Origin of the sequence: Pseudomonas sp. S3(2024) (assembly GCF_036861315.1) — a bacterium.
GTDB lineage: Bacteria > Pseudomonadota > Gammaproteobacteria > Pseudomonadales > Pseudomonadaceae > Aquipseudomonas > Aquipseudomonas putida_A.
In genome coordinates, this window is sequence record NZ_JAZAQQ010000010.1 from 192476 (window position 1) to 210717 (window position 18242).

At 61.1% G+C, this 18242-nt stretch carries 15 protein-coding genes; 9 read left to right on the forward strand and 6 right to left on the reverse strand.

From position 1 onward, the window contains the following. Nucleotides 1-159: 159 nt before the first annotated feature. From prpC to VLA07_RS23040, 3 genes are all read right to left on the reverse strand, one after another. Nucleotides 160-1287 carry a bifunctional 2-methylcitrate synthase/citrate synthase gene (prpC, locus tag VLA07_RS23030; protein ID WP_027613297.1) on the reverse strand — a complete coding sequence of 376 codons (1128 nt, stop codon included), beginning with the start codon at nucleotides 1285-1287 and terminating at the stop codon, nucleotides 160-162. A 137-nt stretch (nucleotides 1288-1424) separates the two neighbouring features. Continuing rightward, nucleotides 1425-2318 (reverse strand): methylisocitrate lyase, encoded by an 894-nt coding sequence (gene prpB / locus VLA07_RS23035; RefSeq protein WP_333991614.1) that lies wholly within the window; start codon nucleotides 2316-2318, stop codon nucleotides 1425-1427. Next, nucleotides 2315-3037, reverse strand: a complete 723-nt coding sequence (locus VLA07_RS23040; RefSeq protein ID WP_169432611.1) for a GntR family transcriptional regulator — start codon at nucleotides 3035-3037, stop codon at nucleotides 2315-2317. The genes prpB and VLA07_RS23040 overlap by 4 nt, the downstream gene beginning before the upstream one ends. Before the next feature lie 301 nt (nucleotides 3038-3338). Here VLA07_RS23040 and rloA point away from each other — a divergent pair, with 301 nt between their 5' ends. From rloA to pabB, 4 genes are all read left to right on the forward strand, one after another. Beyond that, nucleotides 3339-3875: a retropepsin-like aspartic peptidase RloA gene (gene rloA, locus VLA07_RS23045; RefSeq protein ID WP_025110318.1), complete on the forward strand. Its 537-nt coding sequence runs from the start codon at nucleotides 3339-3341 to the stop codon at nucleotides 3873-3875. A gap of 5 nt (nucleotides 3876-3880) precedes the next feature. After that, on the forward strand, nucleotides 3881-5416 hold the full coding sequence (gene rloB, locus VLA07_RS23050) for an osmotic stress tolerance membrane protein RloB (protein WP_007960894.1): 1536 nt from the start codon (nucleotides 3881-3883) through the stop codon (nucleotides 5414-5416). Beyond that, on the forward strand, nucleotides 5416-6402 hold the full coding sequence (locus tag VLA07_RS23055; RefSeq protein WP_333991618.1) for an alpha-L-glutamate ligase-like protein: 987 nt from the start codon (nucleotides 5416-5418) through the stop codon (nucleotides 6400-6402). Before rloB ends, VLA07_RS23055 begins: the two co-directional genes overlap by 1 nt. Nucleotides 6403-6617: 215 nt before the next feature. After that, entirely contained in the window at nucleotides 6618-7961 is a 1344-nt protein-coding gene (gene pabB, locus VLA07_RS23060; RefSeq protein WP_333991620.1) for an aminodeoxychorismate synthase component I, read from the forward strand. A 95-nt stretch (nucleotides 7962-8056) separates the two neighbouring features. Here pabB and thrH read toward each other — a convergent pair whose 3' ends face one another. Continuing rightward, a complete protein-coding gene (thrH, locus tag VLA07_RS23065) occupies nucleotides 8057-8674 on the reverse strand; it encodes a bifunctional phosphoserine phosphatase/homoserine phosphotransferase ThrH (protein WP_145593250.1) in 618 nt (205 codons plus the stop codon). A gap of 163 nt (nucleotides 8675-8837) precedes the next feature. Here thrH and VLA07_RS23070 point away from each other — a divergent pair, with 163 nt between their 5' ends. The 3 genes from VLA07_RS23070 to VLA07_RS23080 all read left to right on the forward strand — a co-directional run bounded on the left by VLA07_RS23070 (nucleotide 8838) and on the right by VLA07_RS23080 (nucleotide 12474). Further along, nucleotides 8838-9572, forward strand: coding sequence for a phosphoadenylyl-sulfate reductase (locus tag VLA07_RS23070; RefSeq protein WP_003223260.1), 735 nt, complete (start codon nucleotides 8838-8840; stop codon nucleotides 9570-9572). A 581-nt stretch (nucleotides 9573-10153) separates the two neighbouring features. Beyond that, nucleotides 10154-11692, forward strand: coding sequence for an NCS1 family nucleobase:cation symporter-1 (locus VLA07_RS23075; protein WP_333991621.1), 1539 nt, complete (start codon nucleotides 10154-10156; stop codon nucleotides 11690-11692). A 53-nt stretch (nucleotides 11693-11745) separates the two neighbouring features. Next, nucleotides 11746-12474, forward strand: coding sequence for an aspartate/glutamate racemase family protein (locus VLA07_RS23080; RefSeq protein ID WP_333991622.1), 729 nt, complete (start codon nucleotides 11746-11748; stop codon nucleotides 12472-12474). 131 nt (nucleotides 12475-12605) lie between these two features. Here VLA07_RS23080 and VLA07_RS23085 read toward each other — a convergent pair whose 3' ends face one another. Continuing rightward, nucleotides 12606-13532 carry a LysR family transcriptional regulator gene (locus VLA07_RS23085; RefSeq protein ID WP_330207736.1) on the reverse strand — a complete coding sequence of 309 codons (927 nt, stop codon included), beginning with the start codon at nucleotides 13530-13532 and terminating at the stop codon, nucleotides 12606-12608. Between the two features lie 126 nt (nucleotides 13533-13658). Here VLA07_RS23085 and VLA07_RS23090 point away from each other — a divergent pair, with 126 nt between their 5' ends. Beyond that, nucleotides 13659-14405, forward strand: a complete 747-nt coding sequence (locus tag VLA07_RS23090) for a 3-oxoacyl-ACP reductase family protein (RefSeq protein ID WP_027613305.1) — start codon at nucleotides 13659-13661, stop codon at nucleotides 14403-14405. A 79-nt stretch (nucleotides 14406-14484) separates the two neighbouring features. Here the strand turns inward: VLA07_RS23090 and VLA07_RS23095 are convergent, their stop codons facing one another. Then, complete coding sequence (locus VLA07_RS23095; protein ID WP_027613306.1) at nucleotides 14485-15180, reverse strand: HAD-IA family hydrolase; 696 nt, start codon at nucleotides 15178-15180, stop codon at nucleotides 14485-14487. 247 nt (nucleotides 15181-15427) lie between these two features. On the opposite strand from VLA07_RS23095, the gene VLA07_RS23100 reads away from it, so the two are divergent. After that, the coding region (locus VLA07_RS23100; protein ID WP_333991626.1) for a DUF6531 domain-containing protein at nucleotides 15428-18242 on the forward strand (2815 nt) is incomplete at its 3' end.

An 18242-nucleotide genomic window follows, 5' to 3' on the forward strand; every position in this document is an offset into this window, starting at 1 on the left:
TCAACCCTGAAATTCACACTGAACCCTGTGGAAGCTGGCTTGCCAGCGATGACGGAGTCACATCCGACATAGATGCTGACTGACCTACCGCTATCGCTGGCAAGCCAGCTCCCACAGGAATTTCGGTGCAGTTCAAGATCAGTGTTCAGTCCTCACCATTCAGCGACGTTCGATTGGCACGAACTTGCGCTGTTCGACGCCGATGTACTCGGCGCTTGGACGGATGATGCGGTTGTTGGCGCGCTGTTCGAACACGTGCGCGGCCCAGCCGGTCAGGCGCGAGCAGACGAAGATCGGCGTGAACAGCTTGGTCGGGATGCCCATGAAGTGGTACGCCGAGGCATGGTAGAAGTCGGCGTTGGGGAACAGTTTTTTCTGCTCCCACATGGTCTTGTCGATGGCTTCGGAGACCGGGAACAGCACCTTGTCACCGACTTCGTCGGCGAGTTTTTTCGACCAGCCCTTGATCACCTCGTTACGCGGATCGCTGTCCTTATAGATCGCGTGGCCGAAGCCCATGATCTTGTCCTTGCGCTCGAGCATGCCAAGGGTGCCTTTGATCGCCTCTTCCGGCGACGAGAAGCGCTCGATCATTTCCATTGCCGCCTCGTTGGCGCCGCCATGCAGCGGGCCACGCAGCGAACCGATAGCCGCAGTGACGCAGGAATACAGGTCGGACAGGGTCGATGCGCAAACGCGAGCGGTAAACGTCGAGGCGTTGAATTCGTGCTCGGCGTAAAGGATCAGCGACACGTTCATCACTTTGACGTGCAGTTCGCTCGGCTTCTTGTCGTGCAACAAGTGCAGGAAGTGGCCGCCGATAGTCGGCTCGTCGCTGACGCAGTTGATGCGTTTGCCGTCGTGACTGAAGCGATACCAGTAGCACATGATCGCCGGGAATGCGGCGAGCAGACGGTCAGTCTTGTCGCGCTGTTCGGAGAAGTCTTTCTCCGGCTCGAGGTTGCCGAGGAACGAGCAACCGGTGCGCATCACGTCCATCGGGTGGGCGTCGGCGGGGATGCGTTCGAGCACTTCTTTCAGTGCTTGCGGCAGGTCGCGCAGCTTGCTCAGCTTTTGCTGGTAGGCATCGAGTTGTGCGCGGGTCGGCAGTTCGCCGTACAGCAGCAGGTAAGCCACTTCTTCGAACTGCGCGTCGGCTGCCAGTTCACGCACGTCGTAACCGCGATAAGTCAGCCCGGCACCGGCCTGGCCCACGGTGGACAGAGCGGTTTGCCCGGCAACCTGGCCACGGAGCCCGGCGCCACTGAGTACTTTTGCTTCGGCCATTGCTGTCTCCAATTTTCTTGAATTTGTAGGGGAAACGTGTGGGAGCGAGCCTGCTCGCGAAAGCGTCGTGTCAGTCACTTTGTTATTGCCTGAGTCACCGCTTTCGCGAGCAGGCTCGCTCCCACAGGGGATCTTGTTCAGCCTTTCTTCTGTGCAAACAACGCATCGAGCTTCTGCTCGAACGTGTGGTAATCGATGCGATCGTAAAGCTCCATGCGCGTCTGCATGGTGTCGATGACATTCTGCTGGGTGCCGTCGCGGCGGATCGCGGTGTAGACATTTTCCGCTGCCTTGTTCATCGCGCGGAACGCCGACAGCGGGTACAGCACCAGCGACACATCGGCGCCAGCCAGTTGCTCGGTGGTGTACAGCGGCGTCGAGCCAAACTCGGTGATGTTGGCGAGGATCGGCGCCTTCACCCGGTTGGCGAACAGCTTGTACATCTCAAGCTCGGTGATGGCTTCCGGGAAAATCATGTCGGCGCCGGCCTCGATGCACGCCGCGGCGCGATCCAGTGCCGACTCCAGACCTTCCACCGCCAGCGCATCGGTGCGCGCCATGATCACGAAGCTGTCGTCGGTACGGGCATCGACCGCGGCCTTGATGCGATCGACCATTTCCTGCTGGCTGACGATTTCCTTGTTCGGACGATGGCCGCAGCGCTTGGCGCCGACCTGATCCTCGATGTGAATCGCCGCCGCGCCGAACTTGATCATCGACTTCACGGTGCGCGCCACGTTGAACGCCGACGAACCGAAACCGGTGTCGACGTCCACCAGCAGCGGCAGGTCGCAGACGTCAGTGATGCGCCGCACGTCGGTGAGCACGTCATCCAGGCCGGTGATGCCCAGATCCGGCACGCCGAGCGAGCCTGCGGCCACCCCGCCACCGGACAGGTAGATCGCCTTGAAACCGGCGCGCTTGGCCAGCAGCGCGTGGTTGGCGTTGATCGCGCCGACCACCTGCAATGGGTGCTCGCTGGCGATCGCATCGCGGAAACGCTGGCCTGGAGTGTTCTGCTTGGAACTCATGACTCACCTCGTTCAGTGGCTGTCTTATTGTCGGCGCCGTCCTGGTAATGACGGGCGATGTTGCGTTTCGAGGCGCCGATGTGGCGGCGCATCAACAATTCCGCGAGTTCGCCGTCACGGTCGGCGATGGCATCGAGAATCCGGTGGTGTTCGGCGAAGGCCTGACGCGGGCGGTTGGGCGTGGTGGAAAACTGGATGCGGTACATGCGCACCAGTTGATAGAGCTCGCCGCAAAGCATTTGCGTCAGCGTGCGGTTGCCGCTGCCCTGGATGATCCGGTAGTGAAAGTCGAAATCGCCTTCCTGCTGGTAATAGCCGACCCCGGCCTGGAACGCCGCGTCGCGCTCGTGGGTTTCCAGCACCCGGCGCAGTTCGTCGATTTCTTCGACGCTCATGCGTTCGGCCGCCAGCCGACAGGCCATGCCTTCAAGGGATTCGCGGATTTCGTAGAGTTCGAGCAATTCGGCGTGGCTGAGCGACACCACCCGCGCGCCGACATGTGGAACGCGCACCAGCAGTCGCTGACCTTCAAGCCGATGAATGGCCTCGCGCAGCGGCCCGCGACTGATGCCATAAGTGCGCGCCAGCTCGGGTTCGGAGATCTTGCTGCCTGGGGCGATCTCACCTTTGACGATGGCCGCCTGGATGCGCCGGAAGACGTTTTCCGAGAGTGTCTCGGAATCGTCGCCGCTGATGACCGGGGGATCGAGTTGATCCAGCATGATTGTCGACACCTTCAAATCCAATGCGGCAAAAACTAGCCAATTAGCCCGCATCAGTCAAAGGATAAATGGATATTGTCGACAATCGTCTAATAGCCCTAGGCAATCTCCCACAGGATTACCCAAGGGGTATAGACCGGCGGGAGCGCTGGCGCCATAAAACCACCGTGCTAGAATGCCGCCCGCATTTGCTGGCCATTTGTACGGCTTGTCATAAAAAGCTGATAGGCACACGAAGGAGCTTGCGCAGTATTGCCAGGAACCTGAACCGAAAACGGAACGCTGCGCACCAGGATTTATGAGACTCAAGCCCTTCCCCACATTTTTTGCGCTGTTTTGCCTGCCCGGCCTCGCCGCGGCGGGGGAAAAAACCGTGTACGGCCTCAACGAATACGCATCGCTTGACGGCATCAATCTGCAAGTCGCGGCCAAACTCGACACTGGCGCCAAGACCGCCTCACTGAGTGCCCGCGACATCAAACGCTTCAAACGCAACGGCGAGTCCTGGGTGCGTTTCTACCTGGCGATCGACGCCGCGCATTCGCACCCGATCGAAAGGCCGCTGGCCCGGGTCAGCAAGATCAAGCGCCGCGCTGGCGACTACGACCCGGAAGAAGGTAAAAAGTACACCGCGCGCCCGGTGATCGAGCTGGATATCTGCATGGGCACGGCGTTGCGCAGCATCGAAGTGAACCTGACCGACCGAAGTGCGTTCCAATACCCGCTTTTGATCGGCTCCGAAGCCTTGAAACGCTTCGACGCGCTGGTCGACCCCAGTCTTAAATACGCTGCCGGCAAACCTGCCTGCACCATCGCCGCTCATACCGCCGAGTAATTTCCATGCGTTCTCTAACCTTCCACCTGAAAATCCTGATCACCATTCTGGTGCTCCTGGGCGTTTCGGTTACGGCCTATCAGATTTTCGTGCTCGGCATCCCGGTGACCGAAGACGCTACCGACGACCTGTGGAACATCGACGCCAAAGTCGAGTTCGTCGCCAGCACCAAGGACCCGGTGAAGGTCCAGATGTTCGTGCCACCGCTGAGCCGCGATTACGTCAGCCTCAACGAAAGCTTTATCTCCAATAACTACGGCGTGGCAGTCAACCGCGTCGACGGCAACCGCAAGGTCACCTGGTCGGCGCGCCGGGCCAAGGGCAACCAGACCCTTTATTACCGTCTGGTGCTGACCAAGCGCTACACCGCGGAAAAATCCAAGATCAAAGGCCCGACCTTCCGCGACAGCATCGCCATCGAAGGCCCGGAAAAAATCGCCGCCGAAGCCTTGCTCGCGCCGATCCGCCAGCACTCGGCCGACGTCGAGACCTTCATCGGCGAAGCCATCAAACGCGTCAACAACGCCAACGATGACAACGTCAAACTGCTGCTGGCCGGCGACCCGTCGACGCCGCACAAGGCGAAGATCGTCGAACTGCTGCTGTCCATCGCTCACGTGCCGGTAGAAAAAGTCCACACCATCCGCCTCGTCGCCGATCAGCCGCAAACCCCGGAACTGTGGCTGCGCAGTTTCAACGGCAACGACTGGCTGTACTTCAACCCGGAAACCGGCGAGCAAGGCCTGCCGACCGACCGCCTGCTGTGGTGGACCGGTGATGAAAACCTGATCACCATCGAGGGCGCGAAGAAAGCCAACGTGACCTTCAGCCTGAACAACAGCGAGATGAACGCGATTCGTCTGGCCAAGCTGACCGACGAAAACACCGACGCCAACTTCCTCGAATACTCGCTGTACGGCCTGCCGCTGCAGACCCAGCAGACGTTCATGATCATGGTGATGATCCCGATCGGCGTGCTGGTGATCCTGATCCTGCGCAACCTGATCGGCCTGCAGACCCTCGGCACGTTCACCCCGGTGCTGATCGCCCTGGCCTTCCGCGAAACGCAACTGGGCTTCGGCATCCTGCTGTTTACCGTGATCACCGCGCTGGGCCTGTCGTTACGTTCGTATCTGGAACATTTGAAGCTGCAGATGCTGCCGCGCCTGTCGGTGGTGTTGACCTTCGTGGTGGTGCTGATTGCCGCCATCAGCCTGTTCAGCCACAAGCTCGGCCTGGAGCGCGGCCTGTCGGTGGCGCTGTTCCCGATGGTGATTCTGACCATGACCATCGAACGCCTGTCGATCACCTGGGAAGAACGCGGCGCCAGCCATGCCATGAAAGTGGCGATCGGCACCCTGTTCGCCGCCTCGCTGGCGCACCTGATCATGACCGTGCCGGAGCTGGTGTACTTCGTGTTCACCTTCCCGGCGATCCTGCTGATTCTGGTCGGCTTCATGCTGGCGATGGGTCGTTATCGCGGCTACCGCCTGACCGAACTGGTGCGCTTCAAGGCTTTCCTGAAGAAGGCTGACGCCTGATGTTCGGTTTCTGGAAGACCTGGAAGGCCCTGGAGGCGCGGGGCATCATGGGCATCAATCGGCGTAACGCCGACTACGTGCTCAAGTACAACAAGCGCAGCCTGTACCCGATCGTCGATGACAAGATCATCACCAAGGAGCGCGCGATCGAGGCCGGCATTCATGTGCCGGAACTGTACGGCGTGATCTCCACGGAGAAGGAAATCGACAAGCTCGACGAGATCATCGGCGGGCGGAACGACTTCGTGATCAAGCCAGCCCAGGGCGCTGGCGGTGACGGCATCATCGTCATCGCCGACCGCTTCGAGGGCCGCTATCGCACGGTCTCGGGCAAGATCCTCGCCCACGAAGAGCTGGAGCACCACATTTCCAGCATCCTCACCGGCCTGTATTCCCTAGGCGGCCACCGCGACCGCGCGCTGATCGAATACCGGGTGACCCCGGACCAGATCTTCAAGAGCATCAGCTACGAAGGCGTGCCGGACATCCGCATCATCGTGCTGATGGGCTATCCGGTGATGGCCATGCTGCGCCTGCCGACCCGTCAGTCCGGCGGCAAGGCCAACCTGCACCAGGGCGCCATCGGCGTCGGCGTCGACCTCGCCACCGGCCTGACCCTGCGCGGCACCTGGCTGAACAACATCATCAACAAACACCCCGACACCACCAACGCGGTGGACGGCGTGCAACTGCCCTACTGGGACGGCTTCATGAAACTCGCCGCTGGTTGCTATGAGCTGTGTGGCCTGGGCTACATCGGCGTGGACATGGTGCTGGACCAAGAGAAAGGCCCGCTGATTCTCGAGCTGAATGCGCGGCCAGGTCTGAATATCCAGATTGCCAATGATTGCGGGCTGACCCAGCGTACGCATGCGGTCGAGGCGCATCTGGAAGACCTGAAGGCGTGTGGGGTGACGGAGTCAGTTGAAGAACGGGTGGCGTTTACTCAGGAGATGTTTGGCCATATTCCGGCGGTCGAGGGCTGATCCAGCACTGAGGCGCGGCTATCGCGAGCAGGCTCACTCCTACAGGGGAACGCATTCCAGATTGTAGGAGTGAGCCTGCTCGCGATAGCGGACTTACCGCCACTACAGGACTCAACCCTGCCCCCAATCTGCTCATCCCCGACATCCCCTCTAGGAGCAATTCCCTGAGAGGACTACAATCCCCACCCCGCCTCAATGGCCGATCTGCCCCGCCCATGTTGACCTGTTCCGTACACCCGCTACCCTACCGCGCCAATCCCGCCGACTACTTCGCGGCCATCCGCCATGCGCCCGGCGCCGTGCTGCTCGACAGTGGCCGGCCGAGTGCTGACCGTGGCCGTTATGACCTGCTCAGCGCCTGGCCGCTGGCACAACTGGCGGTGTTACCCGACGAAAGCGGCAGCCTGTTCCTGCAACGCCTGCGCGATAACCTGAGCCGTCTGGGCGAGGCGCAGCTGCCTGGCGAATATGACCTGCCGTTCGCCGGCGGCCTGATCGGCTACCTGAGCTACGACTTTGGCCGGCATCTGGAACACCTGCCGAGCCAGGCCCGGGATGATCTGCAACTGCCCGACGCGCGGTTCGGTCTGTACGACTGGGCGCTGATCAGCGATCACCAGACCGCCACCAGCCAACTGGTGTTTCACCCGTCACTGGCCGACAGCGAGCGGCAACGACTGATCGCGCTGTTCAGCCAACCGACTTCAGCGCCGCTGACGCCGTTCAAGCTGGACACGCCGATGACCGCCGATCTGTCGGCCGATGACTATCGCCAGGCGCTGGAACGCATTCATCAATACATCCAGGCCGGCGACTGCTATCAGGTCAACTTCGCCCAGCGTTTCCGCGCACCGTGTCAGGGCGATCCGTGGCTGGCCTATTGCGCGTTGCGCGAGGCCTGCCCGACACCGTTTTCCGGGTTTCAGAGCCTGCCCGACGGCGATGCGGTGTTGAGCCTGTCGCCGGAGCGCTTCGTCAAAGTCAGCCAGCGTCAGGTGGAAACCCGTCCGATCAAGGGCACCCGCCCGCGCGGCCTGACGCCCGCCGAAGACGCCGCCAACGCCGCCGAACTGCTGGCCAGCCCCAAGGATCGCGCGGAAAACCTGATGATCGTCGACCTGCTGCGCAACGACCTCGGCCGCACCTGCCGCATCGGCTCGGTGCGGGTGCCGGAGCTGTTCAGCCTGGAAAGCTATCCGAATGTGCATCACCTGGTCAGCAGCGTGACCGGTGAACTGGCCGAGGATCGCGATGCGCTGGATCTGATTGCCGGCAGTTTCCCCGGCGGCTCGATCACCGGCGCGCCGAAGATTCGCGCGATGCAGATCATCGATGAACTGGAACCGACCCGGCGCGGTTTGTATTGCGGTTCGTTGCTGTACCTGGACGTACGCGGCGAGATGGACAGCTCCATCGCGATTCGCAGTCTGTTGGTCAAGGATGGGCAAGTGTGTTGCTGGGGTGGCGGCGGGATCGTGGCCGATTCGGACTGGCAGGCGGAGTATCAGGAGTCGATTACCAAGGTGAAGGTTCTGCTCGACACCCTGCAAAACCTTTAAACGCTTAAAAGCTTCGCGAGCAAGCCCGCTCCCACATCAGGAATGCATTCCACATGTGGGAGCGGGCTTGCTCGCGAAGGCGCCCTTCCAGACGACTACAAACTCAACGCTCTGTTAGAAGCCTTCAAGAACTCCTGCTTCAACTCGGCAAACGTATGCACCGCCGGAAACTGCGGGAACTCGCGAATCACGTTGTCCGGCGCATGGAACAGAATCCCCGCGTCCGCCTCGCCGAGCATGCTCGTGTCGTTATACGAATCCCCCGCCGCAATCACCCGGTAGTACAGGCTCTTGAACGCCAGCACCGACTGACGTTTGGGATCCTTCTGGCGCAATTGATAACTGGTCACCCGCCCGCTGTCGTCAGTGATCAGGCGGTGGCAGAGCAAGGTCGGGAAGCCCAGCTGACGCATCAGCGGCTGGGAGAACTCGTAGAAAGTGTCCGAGAGAATCACCACCTGGAAGCGCTCGCGCAGCCAGTCGACGAACTCCACCGCGCCGTCCAGCGGCTTGAGGGTGGCGATCACCTCCTGAATGTCCGAGAGCTTCAGGCCGTGCTCGTCGAGGATGCGCAGACGCTGCTTCATCAGCACGTCGTAATCGGGAATGTCCCGGGTGGTGGCCTTGAGGGATTCGATTCCGGTTTTTTCGGCAAAGGCGATCCAGATTTCCGGTACCAGTACCCCTTCCAGATCCAGGCAAGCAATTTCCACAAGACACTCCCGTTTGTAGTGATTATTGAGTCGAGCGAGCCCGAACTCTAGCGACTCCCCCGCCACCGCGCAACGCAGCGGGCGCCCCCTATCCCGCCGCTTTTTGTTAACATCGCCGCCATATAGAGCGCCCAGCGCCACCGACCTGTAGGAAGCCGCCCTGATGAGCCCAACGTTCGATGTCGTGGAACTCGCCACGACCTATGCCAACAAATCCGCCCAAGACATCCTGAAACTCGCGTTCGCCGAGTTCGGTGACGAGCTGTGGATATCTTTCAGTGGTGCCGAGGATGTGGTGCTGGTGGACATGGCCTGGAAGCTGAACAAGAACGTCAAGGTGTTCAGCCTCGACACCGGCCGCCTGCACCCGGAAACCTATCGCTTCATCGATCAGGTGCGCGAGCACTACAAGATCGATATCGAACTGGTGTCGCCGGACTACACGAAGCTGGAACCGTTCGTGAAGGAAAAAGGCCTGTTCAGTTTCTACAAGGACGGCCATGGCGAATGCTGCGGCATCCGCAAGATCGAACCGCTGCGGCGCAAACTGTCCGGCGTCAAAGCCTGGGCCACCGGCCAGCGCCGCGACCAGAGCCCGGGCACCCGCAGCGCGGTGGCGGTGCTGGAGATCGACACCGCGTTCTCCACGCCCGAGCGCACCCTGTACAAGTTCAACCCGCTGGCGCAGATGACCAGCGAAGAGATCTGGGGCTACATCCGCATGCTCGAACTGCCGTACAACAGCCTGCACGAGCGCGGCTTCATCAGCATCGGCTGCGAACCGTGCACCCGCCCGGTGCTGCCGAACCAGCACGAGCGCGAAGGCCGCTGGTGGTGGGAAGAAGCGACGCAGAAAGAGTGCGGGCTGCATGCGGGGAATATCATCAGCAAGGCGTAAATCTCGCCCCAATGATGTCCACCCCTGTGGGAGCGGGCTTGCTCGCGAAAGCGGTCTGCCAGTCAGCGGATTTGTTGACTGGAAAGACGCCTTCGCGAGCAAGCCCGCTCCCACATTTGCTTCGTGGTGCCCATAAAAAATGTGTACACACGAATGTCACCATCGGTGCCATTTATGTGTGCACTTTTTGCTTTCACGCCCTGAAAAGTTACATCCCTGCTGAATTCCCCTGCGCTCTGCCACCTCCGCAAAATCTCCCGCAAAAAATAAATACCTGTTCAATCGGTCAATTTATAACCAATCATTTTCAAACACTTAGCGCTCATCGATAACTTTTCGAAATGAGCGCAACGCTCCATAGATCGCTGACTGGCACAGATCTGGCTTTGGTGCATACATGTTTTGTATACAAAACTGCAAAACATCAATCCACACTTTCGATCCGCAAGCCTGAAGCGCCCTATCCCGTACAGGCTGCAGATGCCCCGTAACCAGTGATGTCTGCTGGCCGCGACGAAGATTTGTCGAGCCCTGAGCTCATGCACAGTCATCGCGGCCCCGCCCATCAGGAGCCTGCCGGAATGCGTACAAGTCTCTCCAACAACATCGCGCTGAATCTGCCCGCCTCTGCCCTCGACCAGCCATTACCCAATGCCGGTCCGGCCGAACCGTTACAACTGAGCCCGCGCCTGCACAACCGCGACCTGGCACCGACCCGCGCCGAAGGTCGGCGCTGGGGCAAATACAGCATCTTCGCCCTGTGGACCAACGATGTGCACAACATCGCCAACTACTCGTTCGCCATCGGGCTGTACGCCCTGGGCCTGGGCGGCTGGCAGATTCTGCTGTCGCTGGGGATCGGCGCGGCGCTGGTGTACTTCTTCATGAACCTGTCCGGCTACATGGGGCAGAAAACCGGGGTGCCGTTTCCGGTGATCAGCCGGATCAGTTTCGGCATCCACGGCGCGCAGATTCCGGCGTTGATTCGCGCGGTGATAGCCATCGCCTGGTTCGGGATTCAGACGTATCTGGCGTCGGTGGTGTTTCGCGTGTTGCTGACGGCGATTCATCCCGGTTTCGCCGATTACGACCACAACTCGATCCTCGGCCTGTCGACGCTGGGTTGGGTGTGTTTCGTAGCGATCTGGTTCGTGCAACTGGCGATCCTCGCCTACGGCATGGAAATGGTTCGTCGCTACGAAGCGTTTGCCGGCCCGGTGATTCTGCTGACCGTCGCCGCCCTCGCCGCGTGGATGTACACCCAGGCCAACGCCACGATTGCCTGGTCGATCCGCGAACCGCTGAGCGGTGGCGAGATGTGGCGCAACATTTTTGCCGGCGGCGCGCTGTGGCTGGCGATCTACGGCACGCTGATCCTCAATTTCTGCGACTTTGCGCGTTCTTCGCCGTGCCGCAAGACCATCAAGGTCGGCAATTTCTGGGGCCTGCCGGTGAACATTCTGGTGTTCGCCGCTATCACCGTCCTGCTCTGCGGTGCGCAATTTCAGATCAACGGGCGGATCATCGAAAGCCCGACCGAAATCATCGCCTCGATCCCTAACACGTTCTTTCTGGTGCTCGGTTGCCTGGCGTTCCTGATCGTCACCGTGGCGGTGAACATCATGGCCAACTTCGTCGCCCCGGCCTTCGTCCTCAGCAACCTGGCGCCGAAGTACCTGACCTTCCGCCGCGCCGGGCTGATCAGCGCGACCATCGCCGTGCTGATCCTGCCGTGGAACCTCTACAACAGCCCGCTGGTGATCGTGTATTTCCTCTCCGGCCTCGGCGCCCTGCTCGGCCCGCTGTACGGGGTGATCATGGTCGACTACTGGCTGATCCGCAAAGGCCGGATCAACGTCCCGCAGTTGTACAGCGAAGATCCCAACGGCGCTTATTACTACAGCCACGGAGTGAATTTCCGCGCGGTGGCGGCGTTCGTTCCGGCAGCGTTGATCGCCATTGTCCTGGCGCTGGTGCCGGGCTTCCACAGCATCTCGCCGTTCTCCTGGCTGGTGGGCGCCGGCATTGCCGCGATGCTCTACCTGATCATCGCCAAACGTCAGCCGCACTACGCCGACGTCAGCGGCGAATCGATCGCCGTCGACAACGTCAGCCATTAACTTCCTTGCGGCCCGGATTTGGGCCGCTGAACTGCCCGCAATAAGGACTTCCCATGCGTATTCTTGTGGTCAACGTCAACACCACCGAAACCATCACCCAGGCCATCGCCCGCTCGGCGCAGGCCGTCGCGTCTCCCGGTACGGAGATCGTCGGCCTGACACCGTTCTTCGGCGCCGACTCGGTGGAAGGCAATTTCGAAAGTTATCTGGCGGCCATCGCCGTGATGGACCGGGTGATGTCCTACGATCAACCGTTCGACGCGGTGATTCAGGCCGGTTACGGCGAACACGGTCGTGAAGGTTTGCAGGAATTGCTCAACGTGCCAGTGGTGGACATCACCGACGCCGCCGCCAGTACCGCGATGTTTCTCGGTCACGCCTATTCGGTGGTGACCACGCTGGATCGCACCGTGCCGCTGATCGAGGACCGGCTGAAACTCTCGGGCCTGTGGGATCGCTGTGCCTCGGTGCGGGCCAGTGGTCTTGCGGTGCTGGAGTTGGAGCACGAACCACAGCGCGCACTGGAAGCCATCGTGCAACAAGCGGAACTGGCGGTGACTCAGGACAAGGCCGAGGTGATTTGCCTGGGCTGCGGCGGCATGGCCGGGCTGGATGAACAGATTCGTCGTCGCACCGGGGTGCCGGTGGTGGATGGCGTGACGGCGGCGGTGACCATTGCTGAATCGCTGGTGCGGCTGGGGTTGTCGACGTCCAAGGTGCGGACTTACGCGACGCCACGGCCGAAGCAGATCATTGGCTGGGCCGAGCGGTTTGCCCGGTAGACCGGGTTATCGCTCTTCGCGAGCAGGCTCGCTCCTACAGTGATCGGTGTTGCCCACAGATTTCGGGCACAACACTGTTCCTGTAGGAGTGAGCCTGCTCGCGATGGCCGCAACTCGGTCAAAAGCCAAACTCAGACAGCACTGAACCGCCGAGCCAACCCCCGCTCGGCAAACTGCTCAATCACAAAATCGACAAACGCCCGAGTCTTGCCCGGCAACAATTTATGCTCGGCGTAATAGATCGAAATGTTGCCGTCATCGATGTACCAGTCCGGCAGCACGCGTTGTAATGTGCCCGCCTCGAGATAACCCACGGCAAACGGCATGCTGACCAGCGCGATGCCCAGCCCTTGTGCTGCCGTAGCGCAGGCGGCTTCGGAGTCGCTCATGGTCATTCGCGTCTTGAGGGTCAAGGGCTGACAGAGCTGACTGCGGCCACTGATCAACTGCCAGGAGCGCACTCGACCGGTCTGCGGCGAACGAATCAGGATGCCATCGTGACGTTGCAGGTCATCCGGTTCGGCGATGGCTTCGTGCCTTTGCAGATAGTCAGCAGACGCCACCAACACGCGATGTGCGGGTGTCAACTTGCGTGCGACCACGCCTTGGGGCAATTCAAAGCCGCCGCCAATCGCCGCATCGAAACCCTGCCCAATCAAATCGACCTGACGGTTATCAAAATGCCAGTCAGGGTTGATCGCCGGAAACCGACGTAAAAACTCTTGCAGCAACGGCACGATGTACAAACGCCCGAATACCGTGCCCATGCTGACTTTCAACGTCCCCGCCGGCAGTCCTTCCACACTCGATAGATTGGCCACCGCATTCTGAATCGTCGTCAGACTGCCACTGACCTGACTCAAAAACAGCTTGCCGGCCTCGGTCAGGGTCAGGCTGCGTGTACTACGCTGGAACAGCCGTACACCGAGCCGCACCTCAAGCTTCGCCACACTCTTGCCGACGGCGGCCGGGGTCAGGCTCAAGCGCCGGGCGGCTTCGGCAAAGCTGCCGACTTCGGCGCTGCGCACGAAGCATTCGATGCTGCTGAAAGTTTCCATGATCGCCACTATAAACTTCTGGTTTACACAGACTATAGCAATCATGGTCTACACGGTTGTCGATGCGAGGCCGATACTCGGCTCCAACAACAAGGCACCCCGCCTTGAATTCTCTGGAGATCGAACATGACCACTCAACACCTCAGCGGCAAAGTCGCTCTGATTCAAGGCGGTTCCCGTGGTATCGGCGCCGCCATCGTCAAACGCCTGGCCGCCGAAGGCGCCGCTGTCGCATTCACCTACGTCAGCTCCACCGCCAAGGCCGAAGAGTTGCAGAACAGCATCACCGCCAGCGGCGGCAAAGCCTTGGCGATCAAGGCCGACAGCGCCGATGAAGCCGCAATCCGCAATGCTGTCAGCGCCACCGTCGAAGCCTTTGGCCGCCTGGATATTCTGGTGAACAACGCCGGCGTCCTGGCCATCGCGCCGCTGGAAGACTTCAAACTGGAAGACTTCGACCAGACCCTGGCGATCAACGTACGCAGCGTGTTCATCGCGTCTCAGGAAGCCGCTAAACACATGGGCGAAGGCTCGCGCATCGTCAACATCGGCAGCACCAACGCCGACCGCATGCCCTTCGGCGGTGGCGGGGTGTACGCGATGAGCAAATCGGCGCTGGTCGGCCTGACCAAAGGCCTGGCCCGTGATCTGGGCCCGCGCGGCATCACCATCAACAACGTGCAGCCCGGCCCGGTCGACACTGACATGAACCCGGCCCATGGCGATTTCGCCGAGAGCCTGATCCCGCTGATGGCTGTCGGTCGTTACGGCACCGCCGATGAAATCGCCGGTTTCGTCGCTTATCTGGTCGGCCCGGAAGCCGGTTACATCACCGGTGCCAGCCTGACCATCGACGGTGGTTTTGGCGCCTGATTGCGCTGAATCCCGGATACAAAAAACGCCGCGCCTCCTTACAGAGGGCGGCGTTTTTTTATCGGCGCTTATTGGCTGATCAAGCCCATTCCAGCGCCGGCAAACCGCAGGCACTCGGGGTGAACGCCTTGAGCGTGCGCAAAATCCCGTCGGCATGCGCGTATTTTTCATCGGCCATGGCCGCGTCGGGAATCGCGATGGCCGTCATCCCCGCCGCTTTCGCGGCGGTGACGCCAAACGGCGAATCCTCGAACACCAGACAATCCTCAGGCGCGACGCCCAGACGCCGGGCGGCGGTGAGGAAGATGTCCGGCGCCGGTTTCGCCGCACCGACTTCCGGGTCATCGGCGGTGACGATGAAATCGAACAGCGCAAACCAGTCTCGATGCAAGGTGGTTTTCTGGCCGAACGACTGCCGCGACGAACTGGTGCCCACGGCGATCGGAATGTTGTGCGCCTTGAGGTGGCGAATCAGCTCCTCCGCGCCGGGCATCGCCTGGGCCTTGGGGAAGCGTTCGCGCATCAGCGGTTCGCGGATCAGCAGAAACTCTTCGGCGCTGATCGGCAGATCCAGCGCCTGCACCACGTAGTTCGCCAGATCATTGGCGCCACGACCGATGATGTTCTGTTTAACGCTCCAGTCGAAGGTCCGCCCGTAACGCTCGGCAATGAGCGAGGTGACCTCGGTGTAGATGCCTTCGGTGTCCAGCAGCAAACCGTCCATGTCGAAAATCACGGCCTTGATCGGGCCAAACGTCTTCATCGGTGCATTCATCATCGGATCCGTTATCAAAAACATCCCGGGCGGCCCCAGCCGGCGCCGCTACGCGGATCTGATTAATGGGTTCAGCAGCATAGCGAGGCCAGCGGACATTGAGCAACGGGCAATGTTTACGGGCGGTGGAATGACTCGCTGACATTTAGCGAAATGCCCTACAGATAACGCCTACTTTCCCGACTTCTTTCCATGTTGATCCCCCGCAAAGTCCGCGCACCTCTTTCATGTGCGCGAGTGCTTGCGAATGTTCCAAACCGATCGGCTCCTGGCCCTGAACAACAGCATCGGCCTGCTGGTGGTTGCCGCCCTGAACCCGCAACACCCGGACTTCGAAACGCTGATCCGCGAGTTTCGCCTGTGCCTGAACAACTACGAGGCCTGGGCCGAGCAGTTCTGGACGGGTACGGCACTGGATGTCGAGCAGGTGTTCAAGGTCGGCGACGACGTGCACCTCAGCGCTCCGGTCAAATCCCGCCAGCCGATCCAGACCTCGGTGGTCATGTGCCCCGCCAGCGGCCCGTTGACCTTGGTGCACCTGTTCGAGGCGGCGCGCTTCGTACCGATCGGCGATACCCCGGTGTTGCTCGAACCGGTGATCGGCGAAATCGACGGGGTCTTGAGTTTCGGTGAACCGCTGCGTCATACCATCGGCCCGAGCGGCATTCTGGAAGTGCGCGAGTGCGACCGGGGCCAGCGTTATCGCATCACCTTCTTTCCTGATGTGTCCAGCGCCCATATCCAAGCGCTGTACACCTCCTATGAAGAGATTCTGGACGGGCTGGAGGTCTGGCTTCGCCAGGAGTGGGACGGGTTTCAGCCGCTGTGGACGGAGTTTTCCGGCGCCGGTTTGGCTGATCGTTACCAGCAGTTGCAACAGGCCGACTGGCGCGGTTTCGAGAAAGCCCTGCACGACATCTGGGATGACGTTAAACAGCTGTTTGCCCTGCTCGCCGACCTGCAGGCCAACAGCGAAAAACTCCTGCAGTACCTGAGCGATGTCGAGCTGCAAGCGCTACTCGACGCCTCCAGCGAGGCTATCGCCAATGGCTTGCTGATCCTCAGTGACGAGCCGTTGCTGTTTATCCATCTGGCAGCGTTCACCAGTTGGCTGAAGATGCTGCCGCCGCAGTATCTGGCAGAAGTAGTGGCCGAAGTCCGGGTCGAGTTGTTGATCAGTTTTCTGCTGATGCGGGTTTCCGGCGGCGTTGGCGTGCCCGTGAGACTGAGCAGCAAGGTGCTGAGCAAGATCAAGTCGCCCCGGGCGCGGGAATGGCTGGCAGCGTCGGCGTTGCGCCTGGGCGAACTGACTTCCCCTGCAGATCTGAACAAGCATGCGGGTGCGTTGAAGCCATTGATGGTCAATGCACGCAATGTGTCTTTGAAGCCGACACCAGCGATCCCTCTGAACATTCGCCAGGCCGACTCGGTCGTGCTGAGTGTTCCGAATCCGGCGCCGATGGCGCGGGAAAAGTCGCGGAACACCACCCGGATGGATCGTCACGAACCCCGCGACGATGCTTCGAACCAGGCCAAAAACCCCAACGGCGACAGCGCCGACTGCGCGCCGCTGACCTGCACCAACGGCTGTCCGGTGTCGATGGTCACCGGCGAAGAACTGCTGACCCTGACCGACGGCACGCTCGATGGCTTGCTGCCGTTCGAATTCACCCGGCTGTACCGCACCAGCGCGGTGGAGATCGATGTCGGGCTGGGGTTTGGCTGGAGTCACTCGCTGGCGCATCGGCTGGAGTTCGATGGCGAGGCGGTGATCTGGGTCGATCACGAGAACCGCCGCACTCGGTTTCCGTTGCCCAGTGTGGAGCGGCCGGCGATTCACAACAGTCTGTCGCGGGCGGCGATTTTTCTCGGGGATGAGCCGGAGGAACTGATCCTCGCGCTGGCCGGGGATGCGGCGCGGTTTTATCACTTTCGTGCCGGGCGGCTGGTGGCGGTCAGTGATGCGTATGGCAATCGTCTGACGGTGCATCGCGATTTTTCCGAGCGTGTGCAGCGCCTGGATAACGGGGCCGGGCGGTCGTTGTTGTTGCGCTATGACCGGGCGCATCTGGTGGCGGTTGATTACCAGGTGCTTGAGGCTGATGGCTGGCGCACCGAGCAAACGCTGGTCAGTTATTGCTACGACGCCCGTCAGCGGTTGTTGGCCGCGACCAACGCGGTCGGTGACAGCGAGCGTTACGACTACGACGATCAGCACGTCATCCTGCAGCGGCAACTGACCGGCGGCGCGAGCTTTTTCTGGGAGTGGGAACGCTCGGGCAAGTCGGCGCGTTGCGTGCGCCATTGGGCGTCGTTCGCGCAGATGGACACCCGTTACGTCTGGGCCGATGACGGCAGTGTCGCGGTGCACTACGTCGATGGCAGCGAAGAAACCTACGTCCACGACGACAGCGCACGGCTGGTGCGCAAGGTCGAGGCCGATGGCGCTGAGCACCTCAAGGCTTATGACGATCAGGGCCGGCTGATCGCCGAGCAGGATCCGCTGGGCGCGGTCACCGAATACCGCTACGACGACGTCGGACGGCTGATCGCGCTGCTTCCGCCGGATGACGAGCCAACGTCCTACGAATACCGCAACGGTTTCCTGCACAGCCGTTCTCGCGGCGAGGCGGTGTGGACGTTTCGGCGCAACGCCGAGGGCGATGTCACCGAGGCGGTCGATCCCGACGGTCAGGTCACCCATTACTACTACGACACGCGCGGGCAGTTGCTGTCGATCCGCTACCCGGACAGCAGCCGGCACAAGTTGTCGTGGAACGACCTCGGGCAACTGATCGAGGAAACCCTGCCCGACGGTGGTGTGCGGCGCTTTTCCTACGACGCGCTGGGGCGACGGACGACCACTTGCGACGAGCACGGCGCGATCACCCGTCAGCAGTGGGATGCGGTTGGCCGACTGGTTCAAACGACATTTCCTACAGGGGCCACCCGCGCTTATAGCTACGGCGCCTACGGCCAGATCACTGCCGAGCGCGACGAACTCGGGCACATCACCCGCTACGAGTATGACGACGACCTGCACCTCGTCTCGCGCAAGATCA